The organism is Kosakonia oryzendophytica (assembly GCF_900094925.1).
Lineage (GTDB): Bacteria > Pseudomonadota > Gammaproteobacteria > Enterobacterales > Enterobacteriaceae > Kosakonia > Kosakonia oryzendophytica.
The window spans coordinates 44,514-69,585 of record NZ_FMAY01000014.1; the positions used below are offsets into that span (position 1 = coordinate 44,514).

21 protein-coding genes are annotated in these 25,072 nt (G+C 54.1%); 6 read left to right on the top strand and 15 right to left on the bottom strand.

Going from position 1 to position 25,072, the window contains the following annotated elements:
- Positions 1-6,296 (bottom strand): non-ribosomal peptide synthetase (locus GA0061071_RS23505; RefSeq protein ID WP_167352670.1); only part of this gene is annotated, 6,296 nt, incomplete at its 3' end.
- A 624-nt stretch (positions 6,297-6,920) separates the two neighbouring features.
- Between GA0061071_RS23505 and GA0061071_RS19790 the strand changes: the two genes are divergently transcribed.
- Positions 6,921-7,634, top strand: coding sequence for a 4'-phosphopantetheinyl transferase family protein (locus GA0061071_RS19790; RefSeq protein ID WP_088238394.1), 714 nt, complete (start codon positions 6,921-6,923; stop codon positions 7,632-7,634).
- Between the two features lie 159 nt (positions 7,635-7,793).
- Here GA0061071_RS19790 and GA0061071_RS19795 read toward each other — a convergent pair whose 3' ends face one another.
- The 5 genes from GA0061071_RS19795 to budA all read right to left on the bottom strand — a co-directional run bounded on the left by GA0061071_RS19795 (position 7,794) and on the right by budA (position 11,980).
- Positions 7,794-8,201: a putative T6SS immunity periplasmic lipoprotein gene (locus tag GA0061071_RS19795; RefSeq protein ID WP_088238395.1), complete on the bottom strand. Its 408-nt coding sequence runs from the start codon at positions 8,199-8,201 to the stop codon at positions 7,794-7,796.
- A 158-nt stretch (positions 8,202-8,359) separates the two neighbouring features.
- Positions 8,360-8,527: a hypothetical protein gene (locus tag GA0061071_RS23510; protein WP_167352671.1), complete on the bottom strand. Its 168-nt coding sequence runs from the start codon at positions 8,525-8,527 to the stop codon at positions 8,360-8,362.
- 178 nt (positions 8,528-8,705) lie between these two features.
- Entirely contained in the window at positions 8,706-9,482 is a 777-nt protein-coding gene (locus GA0061071_RS19800) for a (S)-acetoin forming diacetyl reductase (RefSeq protein WP_061493181.1), read from the bottom strand.
- A gap of 17 nt (positions 9,483-9,499) precedes the next feature.
- On the bottom strand, positions 9,500-11,179 hold the full coding sequence (alsS, locus tag GA0061071_RS19805; RefSeq protein ID WP_061493180.1) for an acetolactate synthase AlsS: 1,680 nt from the start codon (positions 11,177-11,179) through the stop codon (positions 9,500-9,502).
- Positions 11,180-11,200: 21 nt separating this feature from the next.
- The gene (gene budA / locus GA0061071_RS19810) at positions 11,201-11,980 is read right to left on the bottom strand and encodes an acetolactate decarboxylase (RefSeq protein ID WP_061493179.1); all 780 of its coding nucleotides are present in this window, start codon (positions 11,978-11,980) and stop codon (positions 11,201-11,203) included.
- A 107-nt stretch (positions 11,981-12,087) separates the two neighbouring features.
- Between budA and GA0061071_RS19815 the strand changes: the two genes are divergently transcribed.
- Positions 12,088-12,957, top strand: coding sequence for a LysR family transcriptional regulator (locus GA0061071_RS19815; protein WP_061493178.1), 870 nt, complete (start codon positions 12,088-12,090; stop codon positions 12,955-12,957).
- 10 nt (positions 12,958-12,967) lie between these two features.
- Here GA0061071_RS19815 and GA0061071_RS19820 read toward each other — a convergent pair whose 3' ends face one another.
- Genes GA0061071_RS19820 through GA0061071_RS19830 form a run of 3 tightly spaced genes read right to left on the bottom strand, consistent with a single transcriptional unit; the run spans position 12,968 to position 14,022 of the window.
- A complete protein-coding gene (locus GA0061071_RS19820; RefSeq protein ID WP_088238396.1) occupies positions 12,968-13,324 on the bottom strand; it encodes a TehB family protein in 357 nt (118 codons plus the stop codon).
- Between the two features lie 16 nt (positions 13,325-13,340).
- Positions 13,341-13,679 (bottom strand): DUF1869 domain-containing protein, encoded by a 339-nt coding sequence (locus tag GA0061071_RS19825; RefSeq protein WP_061493176.1) that lies wholly within the window; start codon positions 13,677-13,679, stop codon positions 13,341-13,343.
- A gap of 10 nt (positions 13,680-13,689) precedes the next feature.
- Positions 13,690-14,022 carry a TehB family protein gene (locus GA0061071_RS19830; RefSeq protein ID WP_061493175.1) on the bottom strand — a complete coding sequence of 111 codons (333 nt, stop codon included), beginning with the start codon at positions 14,020-14,022 and terminating at the stop codon, positions 13,690-13,692.
- Positions 14,023-14,232: 210 nt separating this feature from the next.
- Here GA0061071_RS19830 and GA0061071_RS19835 point away from each other — a divergent pair, with 210 nt between their 5' ends.
- A complete protein-coding gene (locus GA0061071_RS19835) occupies positions 14,233-14,820 on the top strand; it encodes a flavin reductase family protein (RefSeq protein WP_061493174.1) in 588 nt (195 codons plus the stop codon).
- 39 nt (positions 14,821-14,859) lie between these two features.
- On the opposite strand, the gene GA0061071_RS19840 is transcribed toward GA0061071_RS19835, so the two are convergent.
- The 4 genes from GA0061071_RS19840 to GA0061071_RS19855 all read right to left on the bottom strand — a co-directional run bounded on the left by GA0061071_RS19840 (position 14,860) and on the right by GA0061071_RS19855 (position 20,124).
- Positions 14,860-15,942, bottom strand: coding sequence for a pectinesterase family protein (locus GA0061071_RS19840; RefSeq protein WP_061493173.1), 1,083 nt, complete (start codon positions 15,940-15,942; stop codon positions 14,860-14,862).
- A 529-nt stretch (positions 15,943-16,471) separates the two neighbouring features.
- Positions 16,472-17,506, bottom strand: a complete 1,035-nt coding sequence (locus tag GA0061071_RS19845) for an ABC transporter ATP-binding protein (RefSeq protein ID WP_061493172.1) — start codon at positions 17,504-17,506, stop codon at positions 16,472-16,474.
- Position 17,507: 1 nt separating this feature from the next.
- Positions 17,508-19,082, bottom strand: coding sequence for an ABC transporter permease (locus GA0061071_RS19850; protein ID WP_088238397.1), 1,575 nt, complete (start codon positions 19,080-19,082; stop codon positions 17,508-17,510).
- A 25-nt stretch (positions 19,083-19,107) separates the two neighbouring features.
- Complete coding sequence (locus GA0061071_RS19855) at positions 19,108-20,124, bottom strand: iron ABC transporter substrate-binding protein (protein ID WP_088238398.1); 1,017 nt, start codon at positions 20,122-20,124, stop codon at positions 19,108-19,110.
- Positions 20,125-20,461: 337 nt separating this feature from the next.
- Between GA0061071_RS19855 and GA0061071_RS19860 the strand changes: the two genes are divergently transcribed.
- Positions 20,462-20,689, top strand: coding sequence for a hypothetical protein (locus tag GA0061071_RS19860; RefSeq protein WP_061499753.1), 228 nt, complete (start codon positions 20,462-20,464; stop codon positions 20,687-20,689).
- Between the two features lie 415 nt (positions 20,690-21,104).
- Here the strand turns inward: GA0061071_RS19860 and GA0061071_RS19865 are convergent, their stop codons facing one another.
- Both GA0061071_RS19865 and GA0061071_RS19870 read right to left on the bottom strand, forming a co-directional pair.
- Positions 21,105-21,617 (bottom strand): hypothetical protein, encoded by a 513-nt coding sequence (locus GA0061071_RS19865; RefSeq protein WP_245191449.1) that lies wholly within the window; start codon positions 21,615-21,617, stop codon positions 21,105-21,107.
- A 296-nt stretch (positions 21,618-21,913) separates the two neighbouring features.
- On the bottom strand, positions 21,914-23,356 hold the full coding sequence (locus tag GA0061071_RS19870; protein WP_088238400.1) for a GGDEF domain-containing protein: 1,443 nt from the start codon (positions 23,354-23,356) through the stop codon (positions 21,914-21,916).
- Between the two features lie 187 nt (positions 23,357-23,543).
- Here GA0061071_RS19870 and GA0061071_RS19875 point away from each other — a divergent pair, with 187 nt between their 5' ends.
- The gene (locus tag GA0061071_RS19875; RefSeq protein WP_061493167.1) at positions 23,544-24,101 is read left to right on the top strand and encodes a DsbA family protein; all 558 of its coding nucleotides are present in this window, start codon (positions 23,544-23,546) and stop codon (positions 24,099-24,101) included.
- A 69-nt stretch (positions 24,102-24,170) separates the two neighbouring features.
- Positions 24,171-25,034, top strand: coding sequence for a glutathione-dependent disulfide-bond oxidoreductase (gene yghU, locus GA0061071_RS19880; protein WP_088238401.1), 864 nt, complete (start codon positions 24,171-24,173; stop codon positions 25,032-25,034).
- The last annotated feature ends 38 nt before the right edge of the window (positions 25,035-25,072 follow it).

Consider the following 25,072-nt stretch of genomic DNA (forward strand, 5'->3'; position numbering starts at 1 on the left):
CCGACGCGCTCCAGCCCCAGCAGGTCACACCACACTGCCGCCAGTTCCCGTTCGGTCTCCCCTTCCGGCGCTTCGTACCCCTGTGTCACCACCGATGCACTGTCCGGCACCGGCAGTGCACGCCGGTCCAGCTTGCCGTTCGCCGTCAGCGGGAACGCCGCCACCGTCACCCACGCCGCAGGCAGCATGTACTCCGCCAGCGTCTGTGACAGCTGCTGTCGCAGCACTCCCGGCGACAGCGTGTGCCCCGGCTCCGCCACCAGGTAGGCAACCAGCCGCTTCTCACCCGGCGTGTCCTCCCGCACCGTCACCACCGCGTCGCGCACCCCGTCGCACGCCACCAGGGCCGCCTCCGTCTCCCCCGGCTCAATGCGGAACCCGCGCAGCTTGACCTGAAAGTCATTGCGCCCCAGATACTCTATGTTGCCGTCCGCCCGCCAGCGGCCCAGGTCTCCGGTCCGGTACATCCGCTGACCCTCCCCGCCCGCAAACGGGTCTGCCAGGAAACGCTCCGCCGTCAGTTCCGGACGGTTCAGGTAGCCGCGTGCCACCCCGTCGCCGCCGATATACAGCTCGCCCGTCACGCCGACCGGCACCGGCTGGCCCCGTTCGTCCAGAATATAGATGCGTGTATTGGCGAGAGGTTGCCCAATAACAGGGAGGGCAAGGCAGTTGTCAATCAAGCAGATAGTGGCATCGACGGTGCATTCAGTGGGGCCATAGACATTAAAAAAACGGATCTGCTTTATTGTTTGCAATGTTGTCCATGTTGAAGATGAGATCGCGTCTCCGCCAACGAGGACCCATCGTGGTTGTGGGTTACGCATGTCGCCCAAACCAGCCTCAAGAAGCCCTTGTAATTGAACAGGGGTGCAATCAACAACATCCACATCATGGCGCAATAAGAATTGCAAAAATGCCCCGCTATCTTTGCGCACGGCTTCCGGGACAATGATTAAAGTATGCCCCGACAGCAGTTGCAGCCAGCACTGTACGGACGCATCAAAGACAATGCTGGCATTCATTGTCACGCGGCACGGTTGTGGCAAACCCAGCCTGCTCTTCAGCGCTGAATGCAGGTTGATAACACAGCGGTGCTCCACCATCACCCCTTTAGGCTGCCCGGTGGAGCCCGAGGTGTAAATCACATACGCCAGATGCCGCGACGTCAGCCCTTCCGGGGACGGGTTGCACTCCGTTTCCGCTTCCCCGTCAGCGGCCAGTGTGTCCAGCCACACCTGCGGCACCGCACACCCCGGCGGTACTCCCTGCCCGCTCACGCTCACCAGCGCCACCGGCTCCGCATCCGCCAGCATCCTCTCCAGCCGTCCCGCCGGACTGGCCGGATCCAGCGGCAGGTACGCCCCGCCTGCCTTCAGGATCCCCAGCAGCGCCACCACCGTCTCCGTACTCCGTGCCATACACACCGCCACCCGCGCATCCGGCCGCACGCCCAGCGCCATCAGACGGTGCGCCAGCCGGTTTGCCCGCCGGTTCAGCGCGTCGTAGCTCAGCGACGCCCCCTCACACACCACCGCCACCGCTTCCGGTGTGCGCCGCACCTGCGCCTCAAACAGACGGTGGATAAGGCTCGCCTGCGGGTAGTCGCGGCGGGTGCCACTGAACGCCTCCAGCAGCAACCGCCGCTCGTCCGCCGGCAGCACGGGAATATCCGTCAGCGGACGCTGCGGTTCGCTTTCCAGCGCCGACACCAGACCGGATACCGCCGTCAGCAGGTAACCCGCCATCCGCTGCGGCGCTATCCCCGCCGCCGTCTGCGCCGTCAGGGTGAACCCCGCCCCGGTCTCATCCACCGAAAAGGTGACCGGGTAGCTGGTCCGCTCTTCCGACGCCAGCAGGGTCATCCCCGCCAGCCCTTCCGGACCGCCTTCGCCGGGACTGTGGCGGTAATTAAGCAGCGTGCTGAACAGCGGCAGCGGGTGCGGCACCCCGCTGCACCGCAGCGCCAGCGACAGCGGCGCCTGCTCATGCTCCAGCAGTGCGGCCAGCGCACTGCGTGTGTTCAGCACCGCATCCCGCACGCCCTCCCCCGCCAGCGAAAGCCGCAGCGGCAGCGTGTTGATAAACATACCGGGCGTGCCCGCGCCTCCGGCATGCAGACGGCCCGCCAGCACCGTGCCGAAGACCACGTCGTCACGCCCGCAGAGCTGCGCCAGCACGCGGGCCAGCGCCGTGTGGAACAGCACGCCGGGACTGACCCCCAGACGCCGCGCCTGCGTCACCACCGCCGCCGTGAGCGCCGTATCCGTCGTCAGCCGCGCCTCCCCCGTCTCCGCCCCGCTCTCCCGGGTGTTCAGTATGCCGAAGGGGGCGGTCGGGGTGTCGACATCCGCCAGCTGTGCGCGGAACCAGGCTTCGTGCTCCGCCGCCGGAACCCGCAGCGTCCGGGCAATAAAGTTGCGGTACGGCTGCGGGGCGGGCAGCGCCGCACCGTTCCCCGCCAGGATGTGAGCAATCTCCGTGCAGATAAGCCCCATCGTCACGTGGTCGCAGACCAGATGATGGAAGCTGAGCGCCAGCAGCCACTGCTGCTGCGCCGCATCGTAAGCCGTCTCTGCCCGGAACAGCGGTGCCCGGCGTAAGTCGATGCGCCGCCGGCGCGGGTCCATGTGTGCCCGCAGCTGTGCGGGAAGCGCCGCCTCCCCCTGCGGGACAAATTCCGTCACCGGCAGCGTCGCGTGCCGCCAGACCACCTGCACCGGCGCGGACAGCCCTTCCCGGCACACGGCGGTGCGCAGGATGTCATGCCGGTCAATGACCTGCTGAAAGGCACCGAGAAACGCCCCCCGCCGCGCCGCGGAATCAAAGGCCAGCAGGCTGTAAAGCAGGTAGGCGTCCCCCTCCTCCTCCAGCAGGTGGTGGAACAGGATCCCCTCCTGCAACGGCGACAGCGGGTAAATGTCCTGCACGTTGGCCGCCCCGCCGCTGACCGTGGCCACCACCGCGTCGGTTTCGGCCTGCGACAGGGTGACCAGCGGCAGCATCGCCGGGGTGACGGCCCGGCAGTGCGCGGGAATACGCGACGGCGGGACGTCACCGTCCGTCTCATCCTGCGCGGTGACACACCGGGCCATGCCGGCCAGCACCGGCGCGGCGAACGCGCGGCGGATATCCAGCACCCGCCCGCTGCGGCGCAGCCGCTCAAGCAGGCTGACCATCATCAGCGAGTGGCCGCCAAGCTCGAAGAAGTTGTCATGCCGGCCGACGCGCTCCAGCCCCAGCAGGTCACACCACACTGCCGCCAGTTCCCGCTCGGTCTCCCCTTCCGGCGCTTCATACCCCTGTGTCACCACCGATGCACTGTCCGGCACCGGCAGTGCACGCCGGTCCAGCTTGCCGTTCGCCGTCAGCGGGAACGCCGCCACCGTCACCCACGCCGCTGGCAGCATGTACTCCGCCAGCGTCTGTGACAGCTGCCGCCGCAGCACTCCCGGCGACAGCGTGTGCCCCGGCTCCGCCACCAGGTAGGCAACCAGCCGCTTCTCACCCGGCGTGTCCTCCCGCACCGTCACCACCGCGTCGCGCACCCCGTCGCACGCCACCAGGGCCGCCTCCGTCTCCCCCGGCTCAATGCGGAACCCGCGCAGCTTGACCTGAAAGTCATTGCGCCCCAGATACTCTATGTTGCCGTCAGCCCGCCAGCAGCCCAGGTCTCCGGTCCGGTACATCCGCTGCCCCTCCCCGCCCGCAAACGGGTCTGCCAGGAAACGCTCCGCCGTCAGTTCCGGACGGTTCAGGTAGCCGCGCGCCACCCCGTCGCCGCCGATATACAGCTCGCCCGTCACGCCGACCGGCACCGGCTGGCCCCGTTCGTCCAGAATGTAGATGCGCAGATCGGCAAGAGGGGTGCCAATCAGGCTCGCACCCTGGGGGGTAATGTCTGAGAGAGGAATGGCATAATAGGTGGCATGTACGGTAATTTCGGTTATGCCATACATGTTAATAAGACGCGTATTGCGATTGGATTCCCTGGCCACCCAGGGGAGAAGGGAGTGCATTTCAAGCGCTTCACCGCCGAAAATGATACAGCGCAGCGTATGTGGCGTCGTATCTTGCGCAGCAATCAATTGGCGAAACGCACTGGGAGTTTGGTTGAGGATGGTGACCTGCTCGCGGCATAACAGCGCGTAGAGTGTATGCGGCGATCTGGCGCATGCGGTGGGTACAACAATTAACCGACCGCCGGAACATAACGCGCCAAACAATTCCCATACCGAAAAATCAAATGAGAAGGAGTGGCACAGCGTCCATCTGTCATTGTGGGTGAAATGAAAATGGGCCTGTGTTGTCGTTAAAAGACGCGAAACATTCCTATGTTCAACCATCACGCCTTTAGGCCGCCCCGTTGAACCCGAGGTATAAATCACGTACGCCAGATGGTGAGTAGCGAGGCCGAGTAACGCAGGATCCGGGTTGTTCTCATCCTCAATATTTTCAGATGAGGAATGGGGAGCATCCACCATCACGGTTGGTATTTGTTTGCCCAACGTATTCGCCAAAGAATATTGCGTGACTAAGGCGACAGGTGCGGCGTCTTCAAGCATATACATCAGACGTTCACCAGGGTAAACCGGATCCAGGGGAACATAAGCCCCGCCGGCTTTGAGAATACCAAGGATCCCCACCACCATTTCAAGACCACGCTCAAGGTGGATAGCCACCCGATCATTCGGGCGTACCCCCAGGGCGATTAAATGATGAGCCAATCTGTTCGCCCGGCGATTAAGCTCATCATAGGTCATTAATTTTTCGTCAAAAACAGCAGCAACAGCGTATGGTTTTTGCCGGACCTGCGCCTCAAACATTTCGTGGATTAATAGATGATTCACCCTGCTGCCTGCGAGTGGATGGGGAGCCTGTAACACTTGCTGGCGTTCATGGTCGGGTAAAACAGGCAAGCACGAAACCGGTGTGTTGAGGTCTTGCAAAGCCCCTTCCAGCAATACGGCGAGACGAGATTGAATCGCAACAATATCCTCAGTCGTGAAATAAGCGTCAGAGTAATTAAATTCAACGATAACTGACTGATTCTGCTTATCATTGCTGGTGAATGCATATCGGTTAATGGTGACCGCCAGAGGGTATTGCGCTCTGTGGTGCGGTTTGATGGATGTCACAACCGCCCCCTCCATATGCACATCTACCACGTAAGGCTCATACGATAACGTCATATCAAATAAATGCGCCCTGCCTGTATTCTGGTGTATTTTTGTTTTGCGCTGAATTTCCGCTATGGGTAAGCGCTGATGCTTGTAGCAATAACGCAATTCGGTCGCTGCTTTGTGCATAATTTCGGCAAAAGTATCCTCTGCCGTTAACTTTATGCGCACGGGAATAACAGAAGCATACATACCGACGGCTAATTTTTGACGCGCATTTCTGCGGTTATGTAATGGGATACCGAGAACGATATCTTCAATATCCTGGGTTCGCTTGAAATAACAGGCAAAAACGGCATACATAAAATGCAGTACCGATAACCCTTGAGACTCAGCAGCCTGCTCAATACGCTGAAAAAGTTCGCCATCCAATACCCAATTAACCGGCTCAGATTGCAAAGGCGCCATTTTTTTTGCAGAAATCAGCGGCTGGAATAGCGAAGGGGGATGTGCCGCATAGCGTTCAAGCCAGAATTCAAGATCTTTTACACATTGTTTAGAATTAAGATAAGCCGCGTCATCCGTAATAAAATCAGCATAGGAAGGTGCCTCATCATCTAAGGGCATTGCTTTCCGTATCAGTTGACTATAATTATAAGCCAACTCAGCATTAATCAGACTCAAACTCATCCCATCGGCAATAATATGATGGCAACAGAATTGCCAATACCAACTATTTTCACCGCTGCGTATTAATGCCGAACGCCACAAGGCTTTATCTAAATCAAAGGGGTTGTGAAAATTTTCACTTATACATTGCGCAATTTTTTGGGATATGTTACCCACCGTTGAGAAGTCATAATATTCCAACAATGCAGGCGTAGCACTATCAAAACATTGGGCTGGAGTGTCACTGTTAACCAAATTTATTTGGAATGCATCATGACGCTTAATGATGGCTTCAAAAGCCTGAGACATGATCTCAGGAATGATATGCCCTTCTATCGCGACGACACAGCCGATATTGTAATTTGTGAGCTCAGGATTGAGTGATTGATCAAGCCAGATAGCCTGCTGTGCAGAACTGAGGGGGAAGCACTCTCCTGGCGATAGTGGGCTGTTGTTCAACGGTGAAAGATGACGTGCAGATGCAATATCAGTAGGAGATATACACATGATTTTCTTCCCTAATTTATAAAAACCACATCATTGTGTTAAATGAATTTCATTTTTAATCAGACAGGATATCGTTCCAATGATATCCTTCATCAATACATGTTTTATTCCTGATGTTTAATCATTACCCACAGCCTTTCGATAAACATGTTTTAACACAGCTTACAGAAAGCGCTCTTAGCTGAACAAGAAATGTGCAATAGAGAATGAAGAAAATTCTCATACACTGATATAGACGCGTTTAAAGCGAGCAGTTAAATAACATCTCATCACCTTAGCATTCACAGCATGTAAAATATATCAAACAACACTTATTGAAACTTATAAAAACAAATTCAAAAACAAACCTCACCATAAAAAATCAACAGCAACCAATTAAATTAACAATGTCTGGCAAGTTTACAGGGCAAATGGAAAATTTGGCAAGAAGATTGTACCCCCTCTCTTTACGCTTTTGCGTCAACCATTACTTGTTAATGGCATTTACCCTTTTCACAAAGATACGAACTATAATATTTAAAGAGACATTAATTATATGAATAACAACAAGTCAATTTAATGCTATTACTCTTTGCAGAGATAAATGAGAAACTCAGTAAATAACTTTTATTGGTCGCCATAAATATGCTGACTTTATTAGCTACCCATTCACAGCCGTCTTTCTTTCGCCAAATCAACGCGGGAGTCGTGTCGCACTTTCCTGCCATAGCCTACTGCCATGTGGTGTTCGACGAGCCTCTTTATCAGGATGCGTTATTTGGCGAAAACGCAATCCCTTTTCCTGCAGAACTGGAAAAAACGGCGCTAAAACGCCGTGCGGAATACCTTGCCGTTCGCTATGCCGCAAGACAATTGCTGCAAGATGCCGGCTGCGCTGGTTATGTTGGTATTGCCGCCAGTCGGGCTCCTGTCTGGCCCACAGGTTGGCGCGGCAGTCTTTCCCATACCGCGAGTCATGCAATCGCCATCATCACGCCCGACAACACAGGCCTTACGCCTGGCATTGATATTGAAATGCTTGCCCCGGAAACCATGCGGGAAACCGCAGATATCTTTACTGACGCCGAAGAGCAAAGTCTGCTTGCCAGCTGCGGTATTCCATACGAAACCGCGTTGCTCATCACCTTCTCCGTCAAAGAGAGCGTGTTTAAAGCGCTGTATCCGGAAGTAGGCTGCTTTTTCGGCTTTGACGCCGCACGGGTTTGCGCCATCGAACCCGCAACACAGTGCATCACCCTCGAACTGACGCAATCGTTGACACCGATGAGAAAGAGCGGACATCGGATCAGAGGTTATTACCTCCTCCAGGCTGACCGCGTAATCACACTCGTTGCATAAGCACGGATGATCCTCCGCCCCCACCGCGCCACGGTTTGCCTCTCTCGTCTGCAGTGGCCTCACCAACGCTGTATGTGGCGTAGCGATAATTGTCGAGCACGGATAACGAACAGCCAGATGACCTTGCCTGGCTATTTCATCCGATCTTCTTTTTACTTTTTATAATTCAGCCACTTGCCATACACCAGCATTGGTCCAGATTGTGAAACCATTGGAGAAGGAGCGTGAGGCTGGCGTAAGGCCACCGTTATTTTTATCGAGAGATTCCAGCATAAAGGAGACATGGTAGGCGCGCCCCGGCTGGAAGGTATAACCATAAGTCGGAAGGCATTTCTGCACAGAAACAGGAACATCCACAATATTGTATTTCTGCAATTGATGCTCCGGATTGCCAATTTCCTCAATCCAGAGACTGCTCATCCGCTCGCGGCCCTCGGGTTGAACCTGTATGCATAGCGAATTCGCCACCATGAGCAGTTTTGCGGAATAGACCATGGGCACGCGATCGCCCATCGGGCAACCGGTTAAAAAAAGGGGTAAAAAAATGACGGGAAAAATCCGTTTCACACGCTGCCACTCCTGTCGGGATAAAAACCGGGTCAGTATAAGCCTGAACCATCTGTGCTGACAGCGTCCATAAAAAAACCCGCCTGTTTTCAGACGGGTTCTATATTAGCGCGCACAGTTCATTCCAGTAGCTGTAGCGCATGACCAGATGTAAGCGCTCATTTTTCATCGTAAATCCATACCGACGGATGGTAATCAAGGCCATAGAGCAGGCCGAACGGGATCAGCAACGCCACATGGCGACCTGAATCATACTCCCCGTCTTCCACCCGCACAGGCAGCGCAGGCGTGAGGCGATTAAGCCATAGTTGCAGCATTGTCTTCATCAGTGCGTTCTCCGGTTAACGTTGACCCTGTCAGTTAAGCGCAAACCGTTCCATAACCAAAACGAGAATTTTTGCGCTGGTTTTCCGAAAAACGCATATGGATTTCCTTCAACACAGTGGAATAAAAAAGCCCCCGGCGCGAACGCAGGAGGCAAGGCTGTGTCCGAGCCAAAAACCGTTAGTTAAACACCATACCCCCATCAATCAGCAGCGACTGGCCTGTCATATAATCCGAGTCCGGCCCGGCAAGGTATGAGACACAAGCCGCCACATCTTCCGGTTCCGACAAGCGACCCAGCGTAATGCGTTTGGCAAATTGTTCCGTACCGTAGCCCGGTTGTTTGCCTGCTGCTTCTGACACCTGACGATCGATTTCCGCCCACATCGGCGTTTTAACAATTCCCGGGCAATAGCCGTTAACGGTAATCCCCAACGGGGCCAGATCCCGCGCCGCGGTTTGCGTCAGACCACGCACAGCAAACTTACTGGAGCTGTAGACCGCCAGTTCCGGGTTACCCACATGCCCGGCCTGCGAACAGGCATTGATGATCTTGCCGCCGTGTTTTTCCGCTTTAAACGCGTTGACAGCCGCCTGGATCCCCCAAATCACGCCTTTCACGTTGATGTTATAAACCTTATCCACCACCGCTTCAGTAATCGACTCAATCGGAGTAGAAGGCGCGACGCCCGCGTTATTGACGATCACATCAAAACCTTGCAGTTTTGTCCTGGCCTCTTCTACGGCGGCAAAAACCCGCTCGCGATCGGCAACATCCACCGTTACCGCAATGGCGCTGCCCTTACCATGTGCGTGATTGATCTCGTCGGCTACCGCATGGGCGGTTTCCGCGTTGTAATCTGCCACGGCAACAGCAAACCCGTCATTGGCCAGACGCAGGGCAATGGCTTTACCAATCCCCTGGCCTGCGCCGGTTACAAATGCGACTTTTTTCATAGCATTTTCCTGGTTATTTACAGAATCTGATTAAGATTGAGCTGGCTCATCAGCAGCGGGTTGTCGCTATAATCCACCGGAATGGCGACCACTGCCGGGCCATCGATATCCATGGCGGCGCGCAGCGTTGGTTCCAGTTCCGCAGTGCTCTCCACAGCAAAACCGGCCGCGCCAAACGCCTGAGCATAGGCTTTAAAATCCACCGGGCCGAAATTCACGCCGGAGAGCCGTTGGTATTTTTTCTCTTCCTGGATAGCCACCATGTTGTAGGCGTTATCCACCCAGATGATGTGCAGGATATTCGCGCCCAGACGTACAGCGGTTTCCAGCTCCATGCTGGATTGCAGGAAACCGCCATCGCCGGAGACGGAGACCACTTTCCGGCCGGGGTTGACCAGCCAGGCGCCGATCGCCCATGGCAGCGAGACGCCCATGGTCTGCTGACCATTGGAAATCATCATCTGACGGGCGCGGAAACTGTAGAGGTAACGGGCGATCCAGATATGGAAACTCCCCATATCTACCGTCAGCGTAACGTCGTTATTCACGATGTCCTGCATAGCCCGCACAATCCGCAACGGATGGATCGCAAACTGACTCAGCTGCGCCCCCCGGCGGCTTAGCAATTCACGCTGGTTGCGACGTTCAATGAGAATTTCCGAGGCCCGCGGCGAGAGAACCAGCGGTTTTTCGATGCGCGCCGCCAGTTTGCTCAGAGTGGCGGAAATATCGCCGACCAGTTCAATGTCCGGCACGTAGTGGCGCTCCTCATAAGCCGGGAGCACATCGATGTGCACCAGTTTTGCCTCACCGGTATTCCACATCGCCGGTTCATATTCCACCGGGCTGTAACCGATGCAGATAATCAGATCCGCCAGCCGCAGCAACCGATCTCCCGCCTGGTTATTGAACAGGCCAACACGCCCGGCAAAACGCGTAAAGTGCTGTTGATTGACGGCCCCGGCGGCCTGGTAGGTACTGGTAATGGGGATATGGCTCTTTTCCAGCAACTGGTGCAGCGCGCTAATGTTCTCCTGCCGGCTGGCCATCAGTCCGAGCAAAAACACCGGGTTTTGCGCGGCGGCGATGCGTTTTGCCACCTCGTCAATGGCGGCGTCAGGCGCGGCGCCAAGTTGCAGAACACCGCTGGCGGGAAGAATATCGCCAGTTGCCGGTTGGTCGGCGATATCCTGCGGCACACTGATAAATGCACTGCCTGGCCTTCCCTGTTCGGCTGCGCGAAACGCATTCGACACCACTTCGGAGATGGCATCCGGCGACGAAATTTCCACGGCGTATTTAGTGACGGGATTAAACATCGCCACGGTGTCCATGCTCTGATGCACCAGTTTGGCTTTGTCGGCGCGTTTGACCGCGCCGCCAATCGCCACCAGCGGATCCCCTTCGGTATTGGCGGTCGCCATCCCGGTAATCAGGTTAGAGCATCCCGGCCCGGAGGTGACCAGCGCCACGCCCGCTTTGCCGGTAATTCGCCCGACGGCCGCGGCCATAAATGCCGCATTGGCTTCATGGCGCACCGGGATAATGCGGATGGTTGAATCGAGGAGGGAGTCAAAAACCTTATCGATTTTGGCGCCGGGAATGCCAAAGATCTGTTTGACGCCCTGAGCTTCCAGTTGGCCCACAATCATATCAGCGCCGTGCGCCCACTGGTGTGTACGATTTTCACTGCTCATCAGTCTCTCCTTGAAATGGGCTTAACTCTCCACGGAACGAATGGCGGCATCCAGATTGTCCGGATGCAGATCGGCGTTCAGGAAGGCATCATCCGCAGGCAGATCGATCATCAGCTTGTAAATGGCGCCAAACGCCAGCGTGCCGTGCTCCAGCTGGTAGTCCAGCAAATGACCGCCACCGCGGCGATCGTCGGTAATAAAGTGCTCGTGGTAACCCGCAACGTTGATACCCTGCATATGCTGCGGTGTACGAAATCCCACCAGTACGCCACTGCGCTGGTTGAAGCGGAACACCGGTTGATCGTCGAGCACGTCGGTCATGGCGCGGTAGGGCGGCGTCTGGCGCGGAACCGTGCGGGTATGGGCGTGACAAAAGTGGCCATCAATGCGCAGTGCACAAAAGAGATTGTCGGACGGGATCTGTTTATCGATGATGTCGTGCAGTTGCTGCCGACTGACAGGTTTATCAAACTGCTGGCGGTACTGTGGCAAAAACCAGGTCATGACCGCGAACGGTGTTTTCTGCTGCGGGCTCGCCTCCCGCGCACTGCCATCCGCCCGCAGCTGATAAACTTCACTGTTGAAAGCAATCAGCTCACCGTCCAATTCGTTAAAAGTACCGAGCCCAAAATCACCGTGGTCGAGCAACGCCTTGATCGTCGTCTCCCCCTCATACACCCCGCTGAGCAGCGCACTCATTAGCGATGTTTGATATATCACGCCATTTGGATTGTTTCTGGAAAAAGCACGAAATGTTTCTCGTAGATTTTCCTCACAACAACAATCATTTACATGAGTCATCCTCTTTTCCCTCGCTGAGTAGTCGTTCAGAAAAGCTGATAAAATATTGACTCGCTTCAGCCGGGGATTCCAATATACAAAGCATCAGGGTTTGAGATGTTTTCGATATGGAACTTCGTTATCTACGCTATTTTGTTGCCGTTGCGCAGGCACAACACTTCACCCGTGCCGCCGAAGTGCTGGGAATTTCCCAGCCGCCACTAAGTCAGCAAATCCGTCGTCTGGAGGAGGAAGTGGGCACGCCGCTGTTCTACCGATTGACGCGCGGTGTGGAACTGACCGAAGCCGGTGAGGCTTTCTATGAAGACGCGTGCCAGATCCTGGCGCTGAGCGATGCCGCGTTGGAAAAAGCCAAAGGCATTGCCCGGGGAATCAATGGCAAACTCTATTTGGGAGTGACCAGCTCTAACGCTTTCCACGGCAAAATATTTTCGGTACTGCAAAGGTTCAGAGACGACTACCCGCAGGTGTCGCTCTACCAGAAAGAGGACAATATGGCGACGCTGATGCAGGAACTGGATGAGGGGTTGATCGATGTGGCGTTTGTCCGCTTACCCTGCGAGAACAGCAAGTCGTTCAATCTGAAGCTGATTGATGAAGAACCGATGATTATTGCGCTGCACCACACGCACCCGCTCTCCGCCAAAACAGAATTATCGCTGTTTGAGCTGCAAAAAACGCCGGTGGTGATCTTTCCGCAGGAGGTGGCGCCGGGGCTTTACGAGCTGGTGTATAACGCCTGCCTGCGCGCGGGGATCAATATGGACGCTCAGCAGCAGGCATCGCAATTCGCGTCGTCTTTGAGCATGGTGGCGGCAGGCTTTGGCTTTGCCATCATTCCCCAGTCAATGGCGTGCATCAGCCATCCGCAGGTAACATTTCACCAAATGGAAGAGACGCTGAAGACCGATATTGCGCTGGCATGGCGGAAGTTTGAACGTTCCCCCGCCGTGCGGCGCTTTATCGACAACTTTTAACCCCGGCGCGTTAGCCGTGCCGGGTGTTCACCACCTGCCCGATGCCTTTGCCTTCTAACGCTTCATTGGGATCGGCAAAGAAATCGATATTGAAATAGGTATCGTCCGTCAGCAGTTCGATATGATGCCAGTGCTGCGGCGGACTGATGCCAAAGTGTCCTGCTTCGATCACCACTTCACTTTCCGGCGTGGTGTCATGCTCATTCGCGAAACCGAAATATTTCACTGCTCCCTGCATCACCGATAGCCGGCCGTACACGCCTTTTTTGGTGTTGTGGTGGGTTAACAGCGCATGCGGCACCGTCTCTTTCGTCCAGAACGGGGTGGAGCGGGTGTGGCGAAAATGCACAGGAATACCTGATGCCATGGGAACCTCCTCGGTATTACCAACCGCAGACGTTGGTTTCTTCATCGGATTCGTAGCCACGCACAATATTAATCAGCTCTTTAACCGAATCGGCAGCGTTTAGCGGGTCTTTTAATTCATTAATACTGGTAAAATCTTTATCTACGGATACACCGTTATTGTTATTGGTTACCGTCAGGACAATCTCACTGGCATTATTTTTAGCTTCAGAAAGCCGTGCCACGAGTTCCATTACGGCCTGGACTGCCACATCCGGAACATATAACGACATCGGTTTCAGATACACTTTTTCTTCGGTTTCATTGTTGCTGCGGTTAGATACCGCTAAAGAATAACCTTTATTTTCAATGGTCATAATGAATACCTCAACCTTCAATCAAAATTTTCGGGTCAACATAGAAATCCACGCTGAATATCGTGTCATCGGATAATGCCTCAATGTTGTGCCATTTCTCCGGCGGGAATACACCAAATTCTCCGGCGTTAATGGTCAGCGTTTCCACGGGCTCGGGGCTGGTTTCATCGGCGTAGCCGTAATAGCGGATCGCCCCTTGTAGAACACTGAGTCGTGGATAGACGCCCTGCCGGGTACCGGCATCAAGATGACGTTTCCAGATGGACGCCGGCGCGGTCTCTTTGGTCCAGAACGGTGTGGTGCGGGTGTGGACATAGTCCACGGGTATCGCAATACGTTGCATGTTTCATCCTCATGGTTCTCAGCAAACGGCGCCTGCCGGGAAGGTAAAAAACATATGTTGCATATCATATGCCTGTTTTATAAATTTGTGGACCACTTTTTTAGTGGTTATTTTTATGGGTTTTCAGTACTCAGAAAGGGTTATTGAAAAACATGCTATCGAGGGGAAAAAATAGTCATTAGATTGTTTAAAAAAGGTATCAAAGACATCATGAAAAACAAATCAAAGTTGAATTCATTTTATTATGGCTTCCCTGTATTTTTAGTTACCACGCAAGATAGTAATGGCAACACAAATATTTCCGCCGCTTCATCCTCTATTTCCCTTGGCGAAAAGCTGATTATTGGCATCAGCAAAGGAAGTAAAACCTGGCATAATTTGATGGCAGGTTCCGATGCCGTAATTAATATTCCCGATCACACCCAGTGGGAGAAAGTCGAGCAAATTGGCAGACTGACCGGCGGTGATACCTTGTCGGAAGCACAAACCAAATGGGGCGTTGAGATTTGCCACGATAAATTCAGTAAAAGCGGACTGCACGCCGAAGCATCCGTGGACGTCGCACCGCCGCGCATTGCAGAATGCCCGATTCAGGCCGAATGTCGGTTAGTGAGCACCAGCGATAAAGGGCGCTTTATCCTCGCCGAGCTGGATATTGTTAACCTGTGGGTTGACGATCATCTGTTGGGGGAAAACGGCATGGTGGATTCCACCAAATGGAAGCCGCTGATTTTCAATTTCCGCGAGTACGACACCGTCGGCAGCGCACTGGGTTTTAATGTGAAATACGGTCACTGACCCGGCTTAATGCCCCCGCAACCGGGGGCTTTAACGCGTTTACTCCAGCAACCCTTTATCCCAATCGGCGAAGATGGCGGCGAGAGAATATTGTGCAGCATCGGCTGCGCTTAGCTGATATCTTTCGCCTCCCTGCCCGGCCCCTGGCCCGCGGTTTGCGGACTCGTAAAAGCGGCTATCTTCAGGATAAAACCAGATCTTCTCCCCCGCTTTGTCTTTGCCGGACATTTTGTCCCAACCGTAGATATGATCGTCAATGTCGCAGTTGATAAAGGCCGCCAGACCGATCGCGTTCGGATCGGCATAACGCCCGTCGCTAAATTGCGTCGTTGGGTGCCATGGTCGCCCAAGCGCAAAGCTTTTCGCTGGTACGCCCGCCTCTTTGCTCAGCGTGCTGTTGATGATAAACAAGCCAAACTTCTCATCCGCCTGTGTGGCCGGAGCCATGATGTAGCCATACGGCGGGGCAGTGTCGTTACGGTTACGGGCAATGATCTCGCAGCGATCGAACACAGCGATGCCAGGGCCAAAGATAAAATCGACATGCCCGCTGACCTCACAATCAGTGAAATAACTGCGACTGCCGCTCTTGCTGTAAAACGTGTCCTGGTACCCTTCCAGCCGGACATGACGGAAGCGCGCTTTGTCGACATTTTCCGACACCATTAACGCCACAGCCTGGGTATCCTTCAGCTTCTTCGCATCGCCATCCGGCAGCGCCGCATTGGCCGGGAAATCAAAGCTATTGCGGATGGTCAGATTCTCAATCGTCACATTATTGGCGCGGATCTCAACGGTGCTGGTACGCCCGGTGCCTAACTTCTGCCCGCTATCATCTAACGCCCCGGCGGGTGTGTTGGCTTCAATCTGGGTTAGCGTTTTCGACTCCCCTACCAGCGTGACGGGTTTTTCAATCACCAGCCGCTCATTCCAGCGCCCCTCTTTTATCAGAATACGCCACGGCGTGCCGCTGTCCGGTGCGGCCGCCAGCGCCTGGCGAATCGTGGCGAACTCGCCAGCCCTGGGTGAAACAGAGACCACGGCGTTCCACTCCGCCGCCTGGACGGAAACGCTTATGCAGGCTAATAGCAACGCGGACGCGGAACAGTACAGTGTTTTCATCAGACTCTCCTTCGTGTTTTAACCTGTCAGCACGCGCGCTCAATTCTGGCGTCTGACGGCTCTGCGCGGTGACAATTGATGCAACGGCTTCCACTTCCGAGACCAGTCGGTCGGTTAACGGGGGTGATATTCGCGATATTCACGCGGTCTTTTTGCAGGGTAAACCGCAGTGAAGCCATGCAAGGGGCGCGAGGAGCATCACTGCACAGGCATGTTGATGGCCCGCCATTACCGGCAGGCAAGATAACGGTGCTTAATCCCAAGAGGTATTGCATTGTCATTCTCCCGAAACAAGGGCTCCCGGCGATAGCTCGCCGATGTCATCCTGCGTGTCTGTTCCTGGAAAATGAGGCTCAATAAAATGCCGGATGACGCCAAGCGGATCCGGCCAGAAGTCCGACCAAAAATATGTGCTTATTTTTATAGAGATACAAACGAAACGAAGTTTTACACATAAAGAAACATGGTTTTGAGATCGAATTCAAAAATATCACAATCGAAAAAAACCCGGCGAACGCCGGGCTTCAGATTAACGAGCAAACACGCGTGCAGGCCCAGTGATCTGCACATTGACCTGCATACCTGGCGACCAGGCAGCATCCGTCACGGTTTGCAAACTGAGGGATTCACCACTCTGTGCGAAGCGCAGCGTCAGCGAAGAGAGGTAACCGGCAAAATCGATCCCGACAATCTGCGCTTGTGGGGCCGCCTGCTGATTGTCACAAGGCAGAACGCGGATCTGCTCCGGACGCAACATGATCCGTTTTGCACCGCACACCGCGGCACTGTCGACCGCCACCTCACCTAACAGGCAACGCGCCTTACCCTCAGCGACCTCCGCAGGGAGGATCAACGCATCCCCTAAAAACAGCGCAGTTTCTTCATCCGTAGGTTGCGAATAGACCTCAAACGGTGACCCCACCTGAGTAAAACGCCCGTGGCGGATAACCGCAATCTGGCTGGCGAAGGAGAGCGCTTCTTTCTGGTCGTGCGTCACCAAAATCGACGCCACACCTGCCTGCGTCAGCAGTTCTGCCGTGGCCTTACGGGTCGCCGCCCGCAAGCCGGTATCCAGTGCCGAAAAAGGCTCATCCAGTAGCATCACTGCGGGCTGCTGCGCCAGCGCACGGGCCAGTGCCACACGCTGTTGCTGCCCACCGGAAATCTCATGCGGCCAGCGTCGGGCCAGTTTCGCATCCAGAGAGACCATTGCCATCAAGGCCGCCACGCGATCGCGCTTCGCCTGGCGCGCGCCACGCAATCCCCAGGCAATGTTTTCCCCCACGCGAAGATGGGGAAATAACGCGCCTTCCTGCGGTACAAAACCAATGCGGCGCTGATGGGCCGGAACACACTGCCCGTCGGCGAATAACGGCTTTCCCTGCATCATAATCTGGCCGCTGTCCGGCGCATCAAACCCGGCTATCAGGCGCAGCAACGTGGTTTTACCGGAGCCGGACGGCCCGACAATCGCCGTACGGCTGCCAGGTGGAATAGTCAGACTGACATCGTCCAGTACCCGTACGGCACCAAATGTTTTGGAAATATGCGTGAGTTCTAACATCTTAAAGACCTGAAAGTTTTTGTGATTGCTTGTACAGCAGGCCGGTCAGCGGCAGTGAAATCAGGATCATCAGCGCGGCATAAGGCGCCGCTGCAACATAATCAATCTCGCTGGTCAGCGCCCAGAACCCCGTCGCCAGTGTACGGGTGCCAAGCGGTGAAAGCAGTAACGTCGCGGTAAGTTCATTACTCGCGCCAAGAAACACCAGCGCCGCAGCGGCCGCCGCGCCCGGTGCCGCAAGCCGTAACGTTACGCTGAGCAGTGCTCTGGCGGGTGTCGTACCAAGACTTTGCGCTACACGTTCCAGCTCAACCGGCGCTTGTGCAATACCGGCGCGAAGATTCACCAGCGCTCTGGGCATAAACATCAGCACGTAGGCAAGAAACAGCGTCACTTCGGTCTGGTAAATCGGCCGGGCGTAATGGATGGTCACCGTCACCAGTGCCAGTGCGACAACAATTCCCGGTAGCGAGCTGGCAATGTAATTACAGCCTTCGAGCAGGCGAAAGGCAGGACGCGGATGACGTACGCTAAGCCAGGCCGTTGGGAGCGCAAAAGCGGTGGTGATTACCGCGCCGCAAAGCGCCAGAAAAAGCGTCTGGTGCAGAGAAAGCCACAAATCGGCATTATCCCAGCAGGCGACCCCACCTAACCATAACCAACGGGAAAGCACGACAAGCGGCGTGCCCAGCGACAGGATCACGGCGCAAAGGCACACTAACAGCCCCAACGTACGGCCCCAACCGCCCAATTCATGTTGCTGCTGCTTACGCGCCGCGCCCGCGCCAACACGGGCATAGCGAGCACTGCCGCGCGCAGCGTTTTCCAGTAACAGTAACCCCAGGCAGCAGATTGCCAGAACGCCCGCCAGCATATTCGCCGCCGGGCCGCTAAAAGTGGACTGAAACTGGTCGTAAATGGCGGTGGTGAAGGTGTCGAAACGGATCATCACAAACAGGCCATATTCCGCCAGCAAGTGAAGTGCCACCAGCAGCGCACCACCGCAGAGCGCCAGCTTAAGTTGGGGCAACACGACGCGGAAAAAGATAAGCCAGGGCGGTGTTCCCAGCGAGGCGGCCACATCTTCCAGCCCCGGATCCAGTCGGCGCAACACGGCGGCCACCGGCATAGTGATAAACGGAAAATAGGCCAGCACGGAGATAAAAACCGCCGCCCAAAGCCCATTAAATGCAGGCGCAACGCTGACCCACGCATAGCTTTGCACGAATGCGGGAATGGCCAGCGGCGCGACCGCCAGAACCGACCATAGCCGTCGGCCTGGCAGCGAGGTCCTTTCGGTTAGCCACGCGATCGCCGTGCCAAGGACCACGCAGGCAGGCACGGCAATGGCGACCAACAGAAAGGTATTGCTCACCAGTTCGCCCACGCGGGGGCGGAAAATGAGCGCTTTAACGCTCTCCCATCCGGTGTCGATTCCCACAGCGATAACAAACCCCACGGGAAGTAAAGCAAGCAACGCGATAAAAAGGGCTAACACCACTAACACCACCGGGGGACGGTGACGCGTGGTCTGGCTGGCCGCGGCGGTTGCCGCCGGAAGCGTTAAACTGGACATAAAGCGCTCATGGTTATGCAATCAATTACAGCAGACCGGCTTCGGTCATTAACTCTGTGACTTTTTGGCTGTTCAGGGAGGATGGTTCAACAGCAGGTGCATCTAACTGATCCAGCGGCACTAATTTTTCGTTGGAAGCAGCATGCTCGCCCACGGCATATTCAAATGCAGTGTTGGTACGCAGCATATCCTGACCGGTTTTGCCAGTGATCCACTTGATAAACGCCTGCGCCTGTTTCGGATGTTTGCTGGATGCCAGCACGCCACCGCCAGAAATGCTGACAAATGCGCCAGGATCCTGGTGTTTGAAGTAGTGAAGCTGGGTGTTTTTACTGTTTTCGCCAGTTTTGGACTGATCAACAAAGTAGTAATAGTGATAGATCACGCCGCCATCAATCTGCCCGGCGTTCACCGCTTTCATCACCGTGCTGTTGCCTTTGTACGGTGTAAAGTTGGTTTTCATGGCTTTCAGCCAGTCGAGTGTGGCTTTTTCCCCTTTCAGTGACAGCATAGCACTGACAATGGCCTGGAAATCCGCGCCTGACGGGGAAGCCGCCCAGCGGCCTTTCCATTCTGGTTTCGCCAGATCCATCAGCGATACCGGGAGCTGCGCATGGCTAATTTTGGACGGATTGTAGACAAACACCGTGCTACGTGCGGCGATGCCAATCCAGCGACCATGCGCAGGGCGGAAACGGGCAGGCACCTGTTTCAGCGTGTCGGCATCCAACGGTGCGAACAGCTTCGCATTATCCACCAGCGTCATCGCCGGGGAGTTTTCCGTCAGAAACACATCCGCCGGAGAGACACTGCCCTCCTGCACCAACTGGTTACCCAGCTCAGTATCGCCGCCGTTGCGCAGCGTGACTTTGATACCGGTCTCTTTGGTGAACTCATCAACCCAGGTTTTGGTCAGGTTTTCATGTTGCGCGTTATAAACAACGATACCGTCATCGTTATCCGCCGCCAGTGCAGCGGGGGCGGCTAAAACCGAAGAGATGACCAGTGCAAGCGAACAGAAAGGCAAAAAGCGATTCTTCATCTTCATTCCTTTTTTCATTGGTTTAATAGCGAACGTCTACAGACGAGGCTGGAGTGTAATCGTAGCGGAAATGAAATGAGAATCAAAACTATTATCACCAGAAAAGTTTAAAATTTAATATGAATAAAAGAGAAAAATAAGAAAGCGTCCGGTTAGCCGTTGCAAGATCCTGTAAATATTAAGATAACCTTAAGATAATAAAAATATTTCAACTGTTATTAATAGCCACTATCTGCCACCCTGTTCTTTCCTTTTTGAGGATAACAAATTAACATCATACAGAGTGAGCTTAATATCAGACATCGCGAAGCAGCCTGCACAGGTAAGTAAAATAATTATGAAAAATAAAAAGATAGATACATTAGCAAAAGTGGCTATGCGCAACAGGGGTTTGTCGGTTAAAGAAAAACGCGTGCGTTATCAGGGGAAAATATTCACCTTTAAATACGTATCAGGACATTATGAGGTTTTTTTAGAAGACCAGCAGGTTGACTCCATCGCCACAGATAGTATCAACGACGCAATTGCTGAATATAAAGAGAAGCATAACAAAACGAAGCGTTAGGACCTGTGTCAATCGTTCCCCCCTCCTGAAGAAAAATACACGTACACCTGCTCCCCATCCGGATGAAACGAGGTGACGACATCTCTCTTCATGTACGCATGACATACCTTTGGTTTGCATACCCGGTGTTGCGGACTCTTTCTCCACTGTGGAAATGGCAGACAGATTTTATGGCCAACGCCAGATAACCTGGCAAAAGATAGCCGATATCCTCAGCTCACGAACCGCTGAAAATTCACCCTATCATTAACGTACTTAAGCCAAACAGATATCAGAATGGCGACGTTATTCGCAACAACAATATAAGATATATTTTCTCGCAAGCAGATGAAAGAACGGCAGATAATCAACTGATTGCGTTACATGCAAAAAAAGAAAATACCCACTTAAAAATAACGGATATTAGAACAACTATTTATTGCATATCCGTCAGTTCTGACTCGCCGGGCATCGCATTTGGCAATGTCTCGACTTTAGGTTTACTTTCCAATTGTTGCTGAGCGACCTGGCTATTTTTTTTCGCCATCTCCGCCTGCTCTAAATCCTGCTGTGTGACTTTTTTACCGGAAAACGCATCGATCATTTCCGTTCGGCCATCAGGATATTTCACGATCGTAACCAGTCGCCCGCCATATTGCGGAATACCGGACATCGCCAGCGAATAATCAATCTGATGATTTTCCACTTTTTTCTTTTCCTGAGCCTCTTGCTCAGCCTGAACTTCTTTTAAAGATTTGTGGTTTTCTGCACGAGAGGAGAGCGTCACTTTGGTGCTGTCATCCTGATACGACTGTTTGCCAGCGCCATGTTCAGTACTGGTGCCGATACTGATGCCGGTGCTATTCGCCGTTTCAATCTTATGCGTGATAGTCTCTTTTGTGCTGGCAAGGTGCGCGCTTGCCTGAATCGCCTGAATCTCCTGCATCATTATCTCCGCTACTCGTTAACCAGATAATTTGCGACGAATGACTCATCCTGGTGAGTCGAAAAAGATCCTCATAACGATTATCGACAGGCAGTTAAAACATATTAATAACAAATAATGCTGACAAAAGATGATTGACATAAGAAATTAAAATAAGCAACCCATCATTATATATTATATTAATTTCAGTTAAATCAGATGCAGCATGAAAAATATCATTTAAGTCAGATTAATTAATTTATCGCGGTGCAAAGAGCGACGTTAATGGCTGATTGTTACAGATGATCAGGGCATGATGTTCACGACGGCGGGTACATTTTCACACGGTTACGGCCCTGCTTTTTGGCCTCGTACAGCGCCTCGTCGGCCCGGTTAATCGCCAGATGGATGTTTTCGCCCAGCCCGCATCGAAAGGCACTGATACCCACACTGGTGGTAAAGCTCAGTGGCGCGGCACCAGGCACTTTAACCGGCGTCAGCGCAACCCAGGCACGCAGCCGCTCGCCGAGTAACAGGGCATCGGGTGGGCTGAGGTCCAGCGCAGCGATAATAAACTCTTCACCTCCCCAGCGGCAGATCAGGTCATTTTGCCGCATCTGCTTTTTCAACAGGGCAACAAAATGGCGAATAACATCATCGCCCGTCGAGTGGCCGTAAATGTCATTGATCTTTTTAAAGTTATCGATATCAAGAAACAGGATGGCCACTTCCCGGTGGGCCAGCCCTTCTCGCTCTGTGCAAAGCCGGGAAAGCTGCGCCAGAAAAGCGCGGCGATTCAATGCGCCGGACAACACATCGCGACTGCTGCCCGATTCAATGCGTTTAAGCAGAATTTTGTTGGCAGAGACCACCCGTGAAACCATTAATATAGCCATGATCAATATTGAGAGATTGAGGCGAAACGCATTGAGCATGGCATCAAGATCCGCCTGGGTGACGCCCGTGCCAGGCTCGAGCAACCTGACAGCATAGAGATAATTCAACGCCACGCCGGTAAGCATGCAGAGTACAACGGTCGTTTTAAAGGAGTAACGCAAAGCGAACCAGGCGAGTGGAAAGAGGATCAACGCCACCATCTCAGTGCCGGAAAAAAGGACACATAGCAGCACAAACACTAAAAAAACGATCACCAATACCTGCGGGCGTAGCTGTTGCCAACCACGGTGTAATTGCCGCCGCACGGTGCGGAAAATTGCCTTGAACCGAATAAAAAAACAAACAAAGATGATACCCGTGCTGAGTTGTTCGCTGAACCAGCCGCGCATGAGTTGATAGATATCAGCGCTGTTTGTCACCCATAGCCAAAGGCCGAACACCGCCGCCGAGCAGAACGCGCCAGCCACCACCGGAATAGTCATCACCAGAACGGCATTGCCGGTGAACGTGCTTCGCTGTAGAAAACGGCTGTGGAAACAGTAAATAAAGCACAACCAGGCAGGCAGATAAAAGCCGATATTGAACGCGCAGTAGATAACCTTCTGCTCAATACCCGACCCGTCTTCAAAACTGAGAGCCGCCACCAGCATCGCGCTATAACTGATAACGGTCAGCAATGCATTGTGCAACAGTTGTCGCCCCACATGGCGACGACGTAAACGGAAGTGAATAAACAGGCTGAAGGCCAGTACGTTAGCAGGCCAGAATAGAGAAACATTGTTGCCAGGGCGAAAGTTTAACCCCCAGTCACTTACGAGATATACCGCGAAAAAGAGCACACACAGTCTGACGAGGTAACGACACATAATCTCCGCCCTCTTTAGTTCCTTTTCACCATCGCCTGTTACCGTTAGTAAACCGAATACCTCATTTATTTCAATAAGAAAGCACTGTAAGAGAGGTTAACCGCATCCAGCACAAAGCGTACTCCCCGCGTCTATCGCATCCTGCTATTCTCAGAGACGATAAAAACATCACATACCAGGAGTGATAATGAGCCAACAACCTTTACACGCCGATCCGCTTAGCTGGGGCCATGGTCCACGCACGTTCGAGGTGTTCCTTGAACCGACCTGCCCTTTCTCCGTCCGCGCATTTAACAAGCTGGACGCCTTGCTCAACGAAGTGGGCGAAGAGAAGGTCACCATCAAAATCCGCCTGCAATCGCAACCGTGGCATATGTTCTCTGGCGTGATTGTGCGCTGCATCCTTGCTGCCTCCACACTGCCGGAAGGCAAAGCCGCTGCGCGAAGCGTACTGAAAGCAGTAGCGGACCATCGAGAAGAGTTCGAATTCACGGACCACTGTAGCGGCCCGAATATGGATACCACGCCACAGCAAATTATTGAACGTATTGAGAAGTATAGCGGAGTGAAACTGGCGGCGGCATTTGCCAGGCCGGAATTGCAAACCGAAATCAAATGGCATAGCAAATATGCGCGGCAGAACGGCATTCATGTCTCCCCGACCTTTATGGTTAACGGGCTGGTACAGGCCGATCTCGGCAGCGGCGATGACATCGGCGTCTGGGCGCAGCGTATCCTCGCCTGAGACGCTGCTACACTGATGAGCACCCCATTCCAATAACGCTTCAACAGATCAACCAAAAGGCAGACCAATATGTCAGACAACTATCAGCCACCTAAAGTCTGGACGTGGGATAAATCCGGCGGCGGTGCATTTGCCAATATTAACCGTCCGATCTCCGGCCCGACGCATGAGAAAACCTTGCCGGTGGGCAAACATCCGTTGCAACTCTACTCGCTGGGTACGCCAAACGGCCAGAAAGTGACCATCATGCTGGAAGAGCTGTTGGAGAAAGGGGTTACTGCGGCTGAGTATGACGCCTGGTTAATCCGCATTGGCGAGGGCGATCAGTTCTCCAGCGGTTTTGTTGAGGTGAATCCGAACTCGAAGATCCCGGCGCTGCGCGATCACTCCACCACGCCGCCAACCCGCGTATTTGAATCCGGGGCAATCTTGCTGTATCTGGCAGAAAAGTTTGGCCATTTTCTGCCCAACGATCCGGCCGGGCGCACCGAAACCCTGAACTGGCTGTTCTGGTTACAGGGCTCTGCGCCGTTCCTCGGTGGTGGTTTCGGCCACTTCTATAACTATGCGCCGGTGAAAATCGAGTACGCTATTAATCGCTTTACCATGGAAGCCAAACGCCAACTGGATGTACTGGATAAGCAACTGGCTAACCATCCGTTTGTCGCCGGTGATGAGTATACCATTGCCGATATGGCGATTTGGCCGTGGTATGGCAATGTGGTGCTGGGTAATGTCTACAACGCCGCAGAGTTTCTCGATGCAGGCATCTACACCCATGTACAACGCTGGGCGAAAGCGATCCTTGCGCGCCCGGCGGTACAACGCGGACGGATCGTTAACCGTACGTTCGGCGAGCCGCATGAACAGTTGCATGAGCGCCATGACGCCAGCGACTTCGATACCAACACAGAAGATAAGCGTCAGGCATAATCTTCTGCACCGGGCGGTCGTCCGCCCGGTTTATTCCC

Excerpts from the sequence above, each read along its gene's own strand:
- GA0061071_RS19790 (WP_088238394.1), top strand. The coding sequence starts at position 6,921 with ATGCTGACTTTATTAGCTACCCATTCACAGCCGTCTTTCTTTCGCCAA.
- GA0061071_RS23510 (WP_167352671.1), bottom strand. The coding sequence starts at position 8,527 with ATGAAGACAATGCTGCAACTATGGCTTAATCGCCTCACGCCTGCGCTG.
- GA0061071_RS19800 (WP_061493181.1), bottom strand. The coding sequence starts at position 9,482 with ATGAAAAAAGTCGCATTTGTAACCGGCGCAGGCCAGGGGATTGGTAAA.
- alsS (WP_061493180.1), bottom strand. The coding sequence starts at position 11,179 with ATGAGCAGTGAAAATCGTACACACCAGTGGGCGCACGGCGCTGATATG.
- budA (WP_061493179.1), bottom strand. The coding sequence starts at position 11,980 with ATGACTCATGTAAATGATTGTTGTTGTGAGGAAAATCTACGAGAAACA.
- GA0061071_RS19815 (WP_061493178.1), top strand. The coding sequence starts at position 12,088 with ATGGAACTTCGTTATCTACGCTATTTTGTTGCCGTTGCGCAGGCACAA.
- GA0061071_RS19820 (WP_088238396.1), bottom strand. The coding sequence starts at position 13,324 with ATGGCATCAGGTATTCCTGTGCATTTTCGCCACACCCGCTCCACCCCG.
- GA0061071_RS19825 (WP_061493176.1), bottom strand. The coding sequence starts at position 13,679 with ATGACCATTGAAAATAAAGGTTATTCTTTAGCGGTATCTAACCGCAGC.
- GA0061071_RS19830 (WP_061493175.1), bottom strand. The coding sequence starts at position 14,022 with ATGCAACGTATTGCGATACCCGTGGACTATGTCCACACCCGCACCACA.
- GA0061071_RS19835 (WP_061493174.1), top strand. The coding sequence starts at position 14,233 with ATGAAAAACAAATCAAAGTTGAATTCATTTTATTATGGCTTCCCTGTA.
- GA0061071_RS19840 (WP_061493173.1), bottom strand. The coding sequence starts at position 15,942 with ATGAAAACACTGTACTGTTCCGCGTCCGCGTTGCTATTAGCCTGCATA.
- GA0061071_RS19845 (WP_061493172.1), bottom strand. The coding sequence starts at position 17,506 with ATGTTAGAACTCACGCATATTTCCAAAACATTTGGTGCCGTACGGGTA.
- GA0061071_RS19850 (WP_088238397.1), bottom strand. The coding sequence starts at position 19,082 with ATGTCCAGTTTAACGCTTCCGGCGGCAACCGCCGCGGCCAGCCAGACC.
- GA0061071_RS19855 (WP_088238398.1), bottom strand. The coding sequence starts at position 20,124 with ATGAAGAATCGCTTTTTGCCTTTCTGTTCGCTTGCACTGGTCATCTCT.
- GA0061071_RS19860 (WP_061499753.1), top strand. The coding sequence starts at position 20,462 with ATGAAAAATAAAAAGATAGATACATTAGCAAAAGTGGCTATGCGCAAC.
- GA0061071_RS19865 (WP_245191449.1), bottom strand. The coding sequence starts at position 21,617 with ATGATGCAGGAGATTCAGGCGATTCAGGCAAGCGCGCACCTTGCCAGC.
- GA0061071_RS19870 (WP_088238400.1), bottom strand. The coding sequence starts at position 23,356 with ATGTGTCGTTACCTCGTCAGACTGTGTGTGCTCTTTTTCGCGGTATAT.
- GA0061071_RS19875 (WP_061493167.1), top strand. The coding sequence starts at position 23,544 with ATGAGCCAACAACCTTTACACGCCGATCCGCTTAGCTGGGGCCATGGT.
- yghU (WP_088238401.1), top strand. The coding sequence starts at position 24,171 with ATGTCAGACAACTATCAGCCACCTAAAGTCTGGACGTGGGATAAATCC.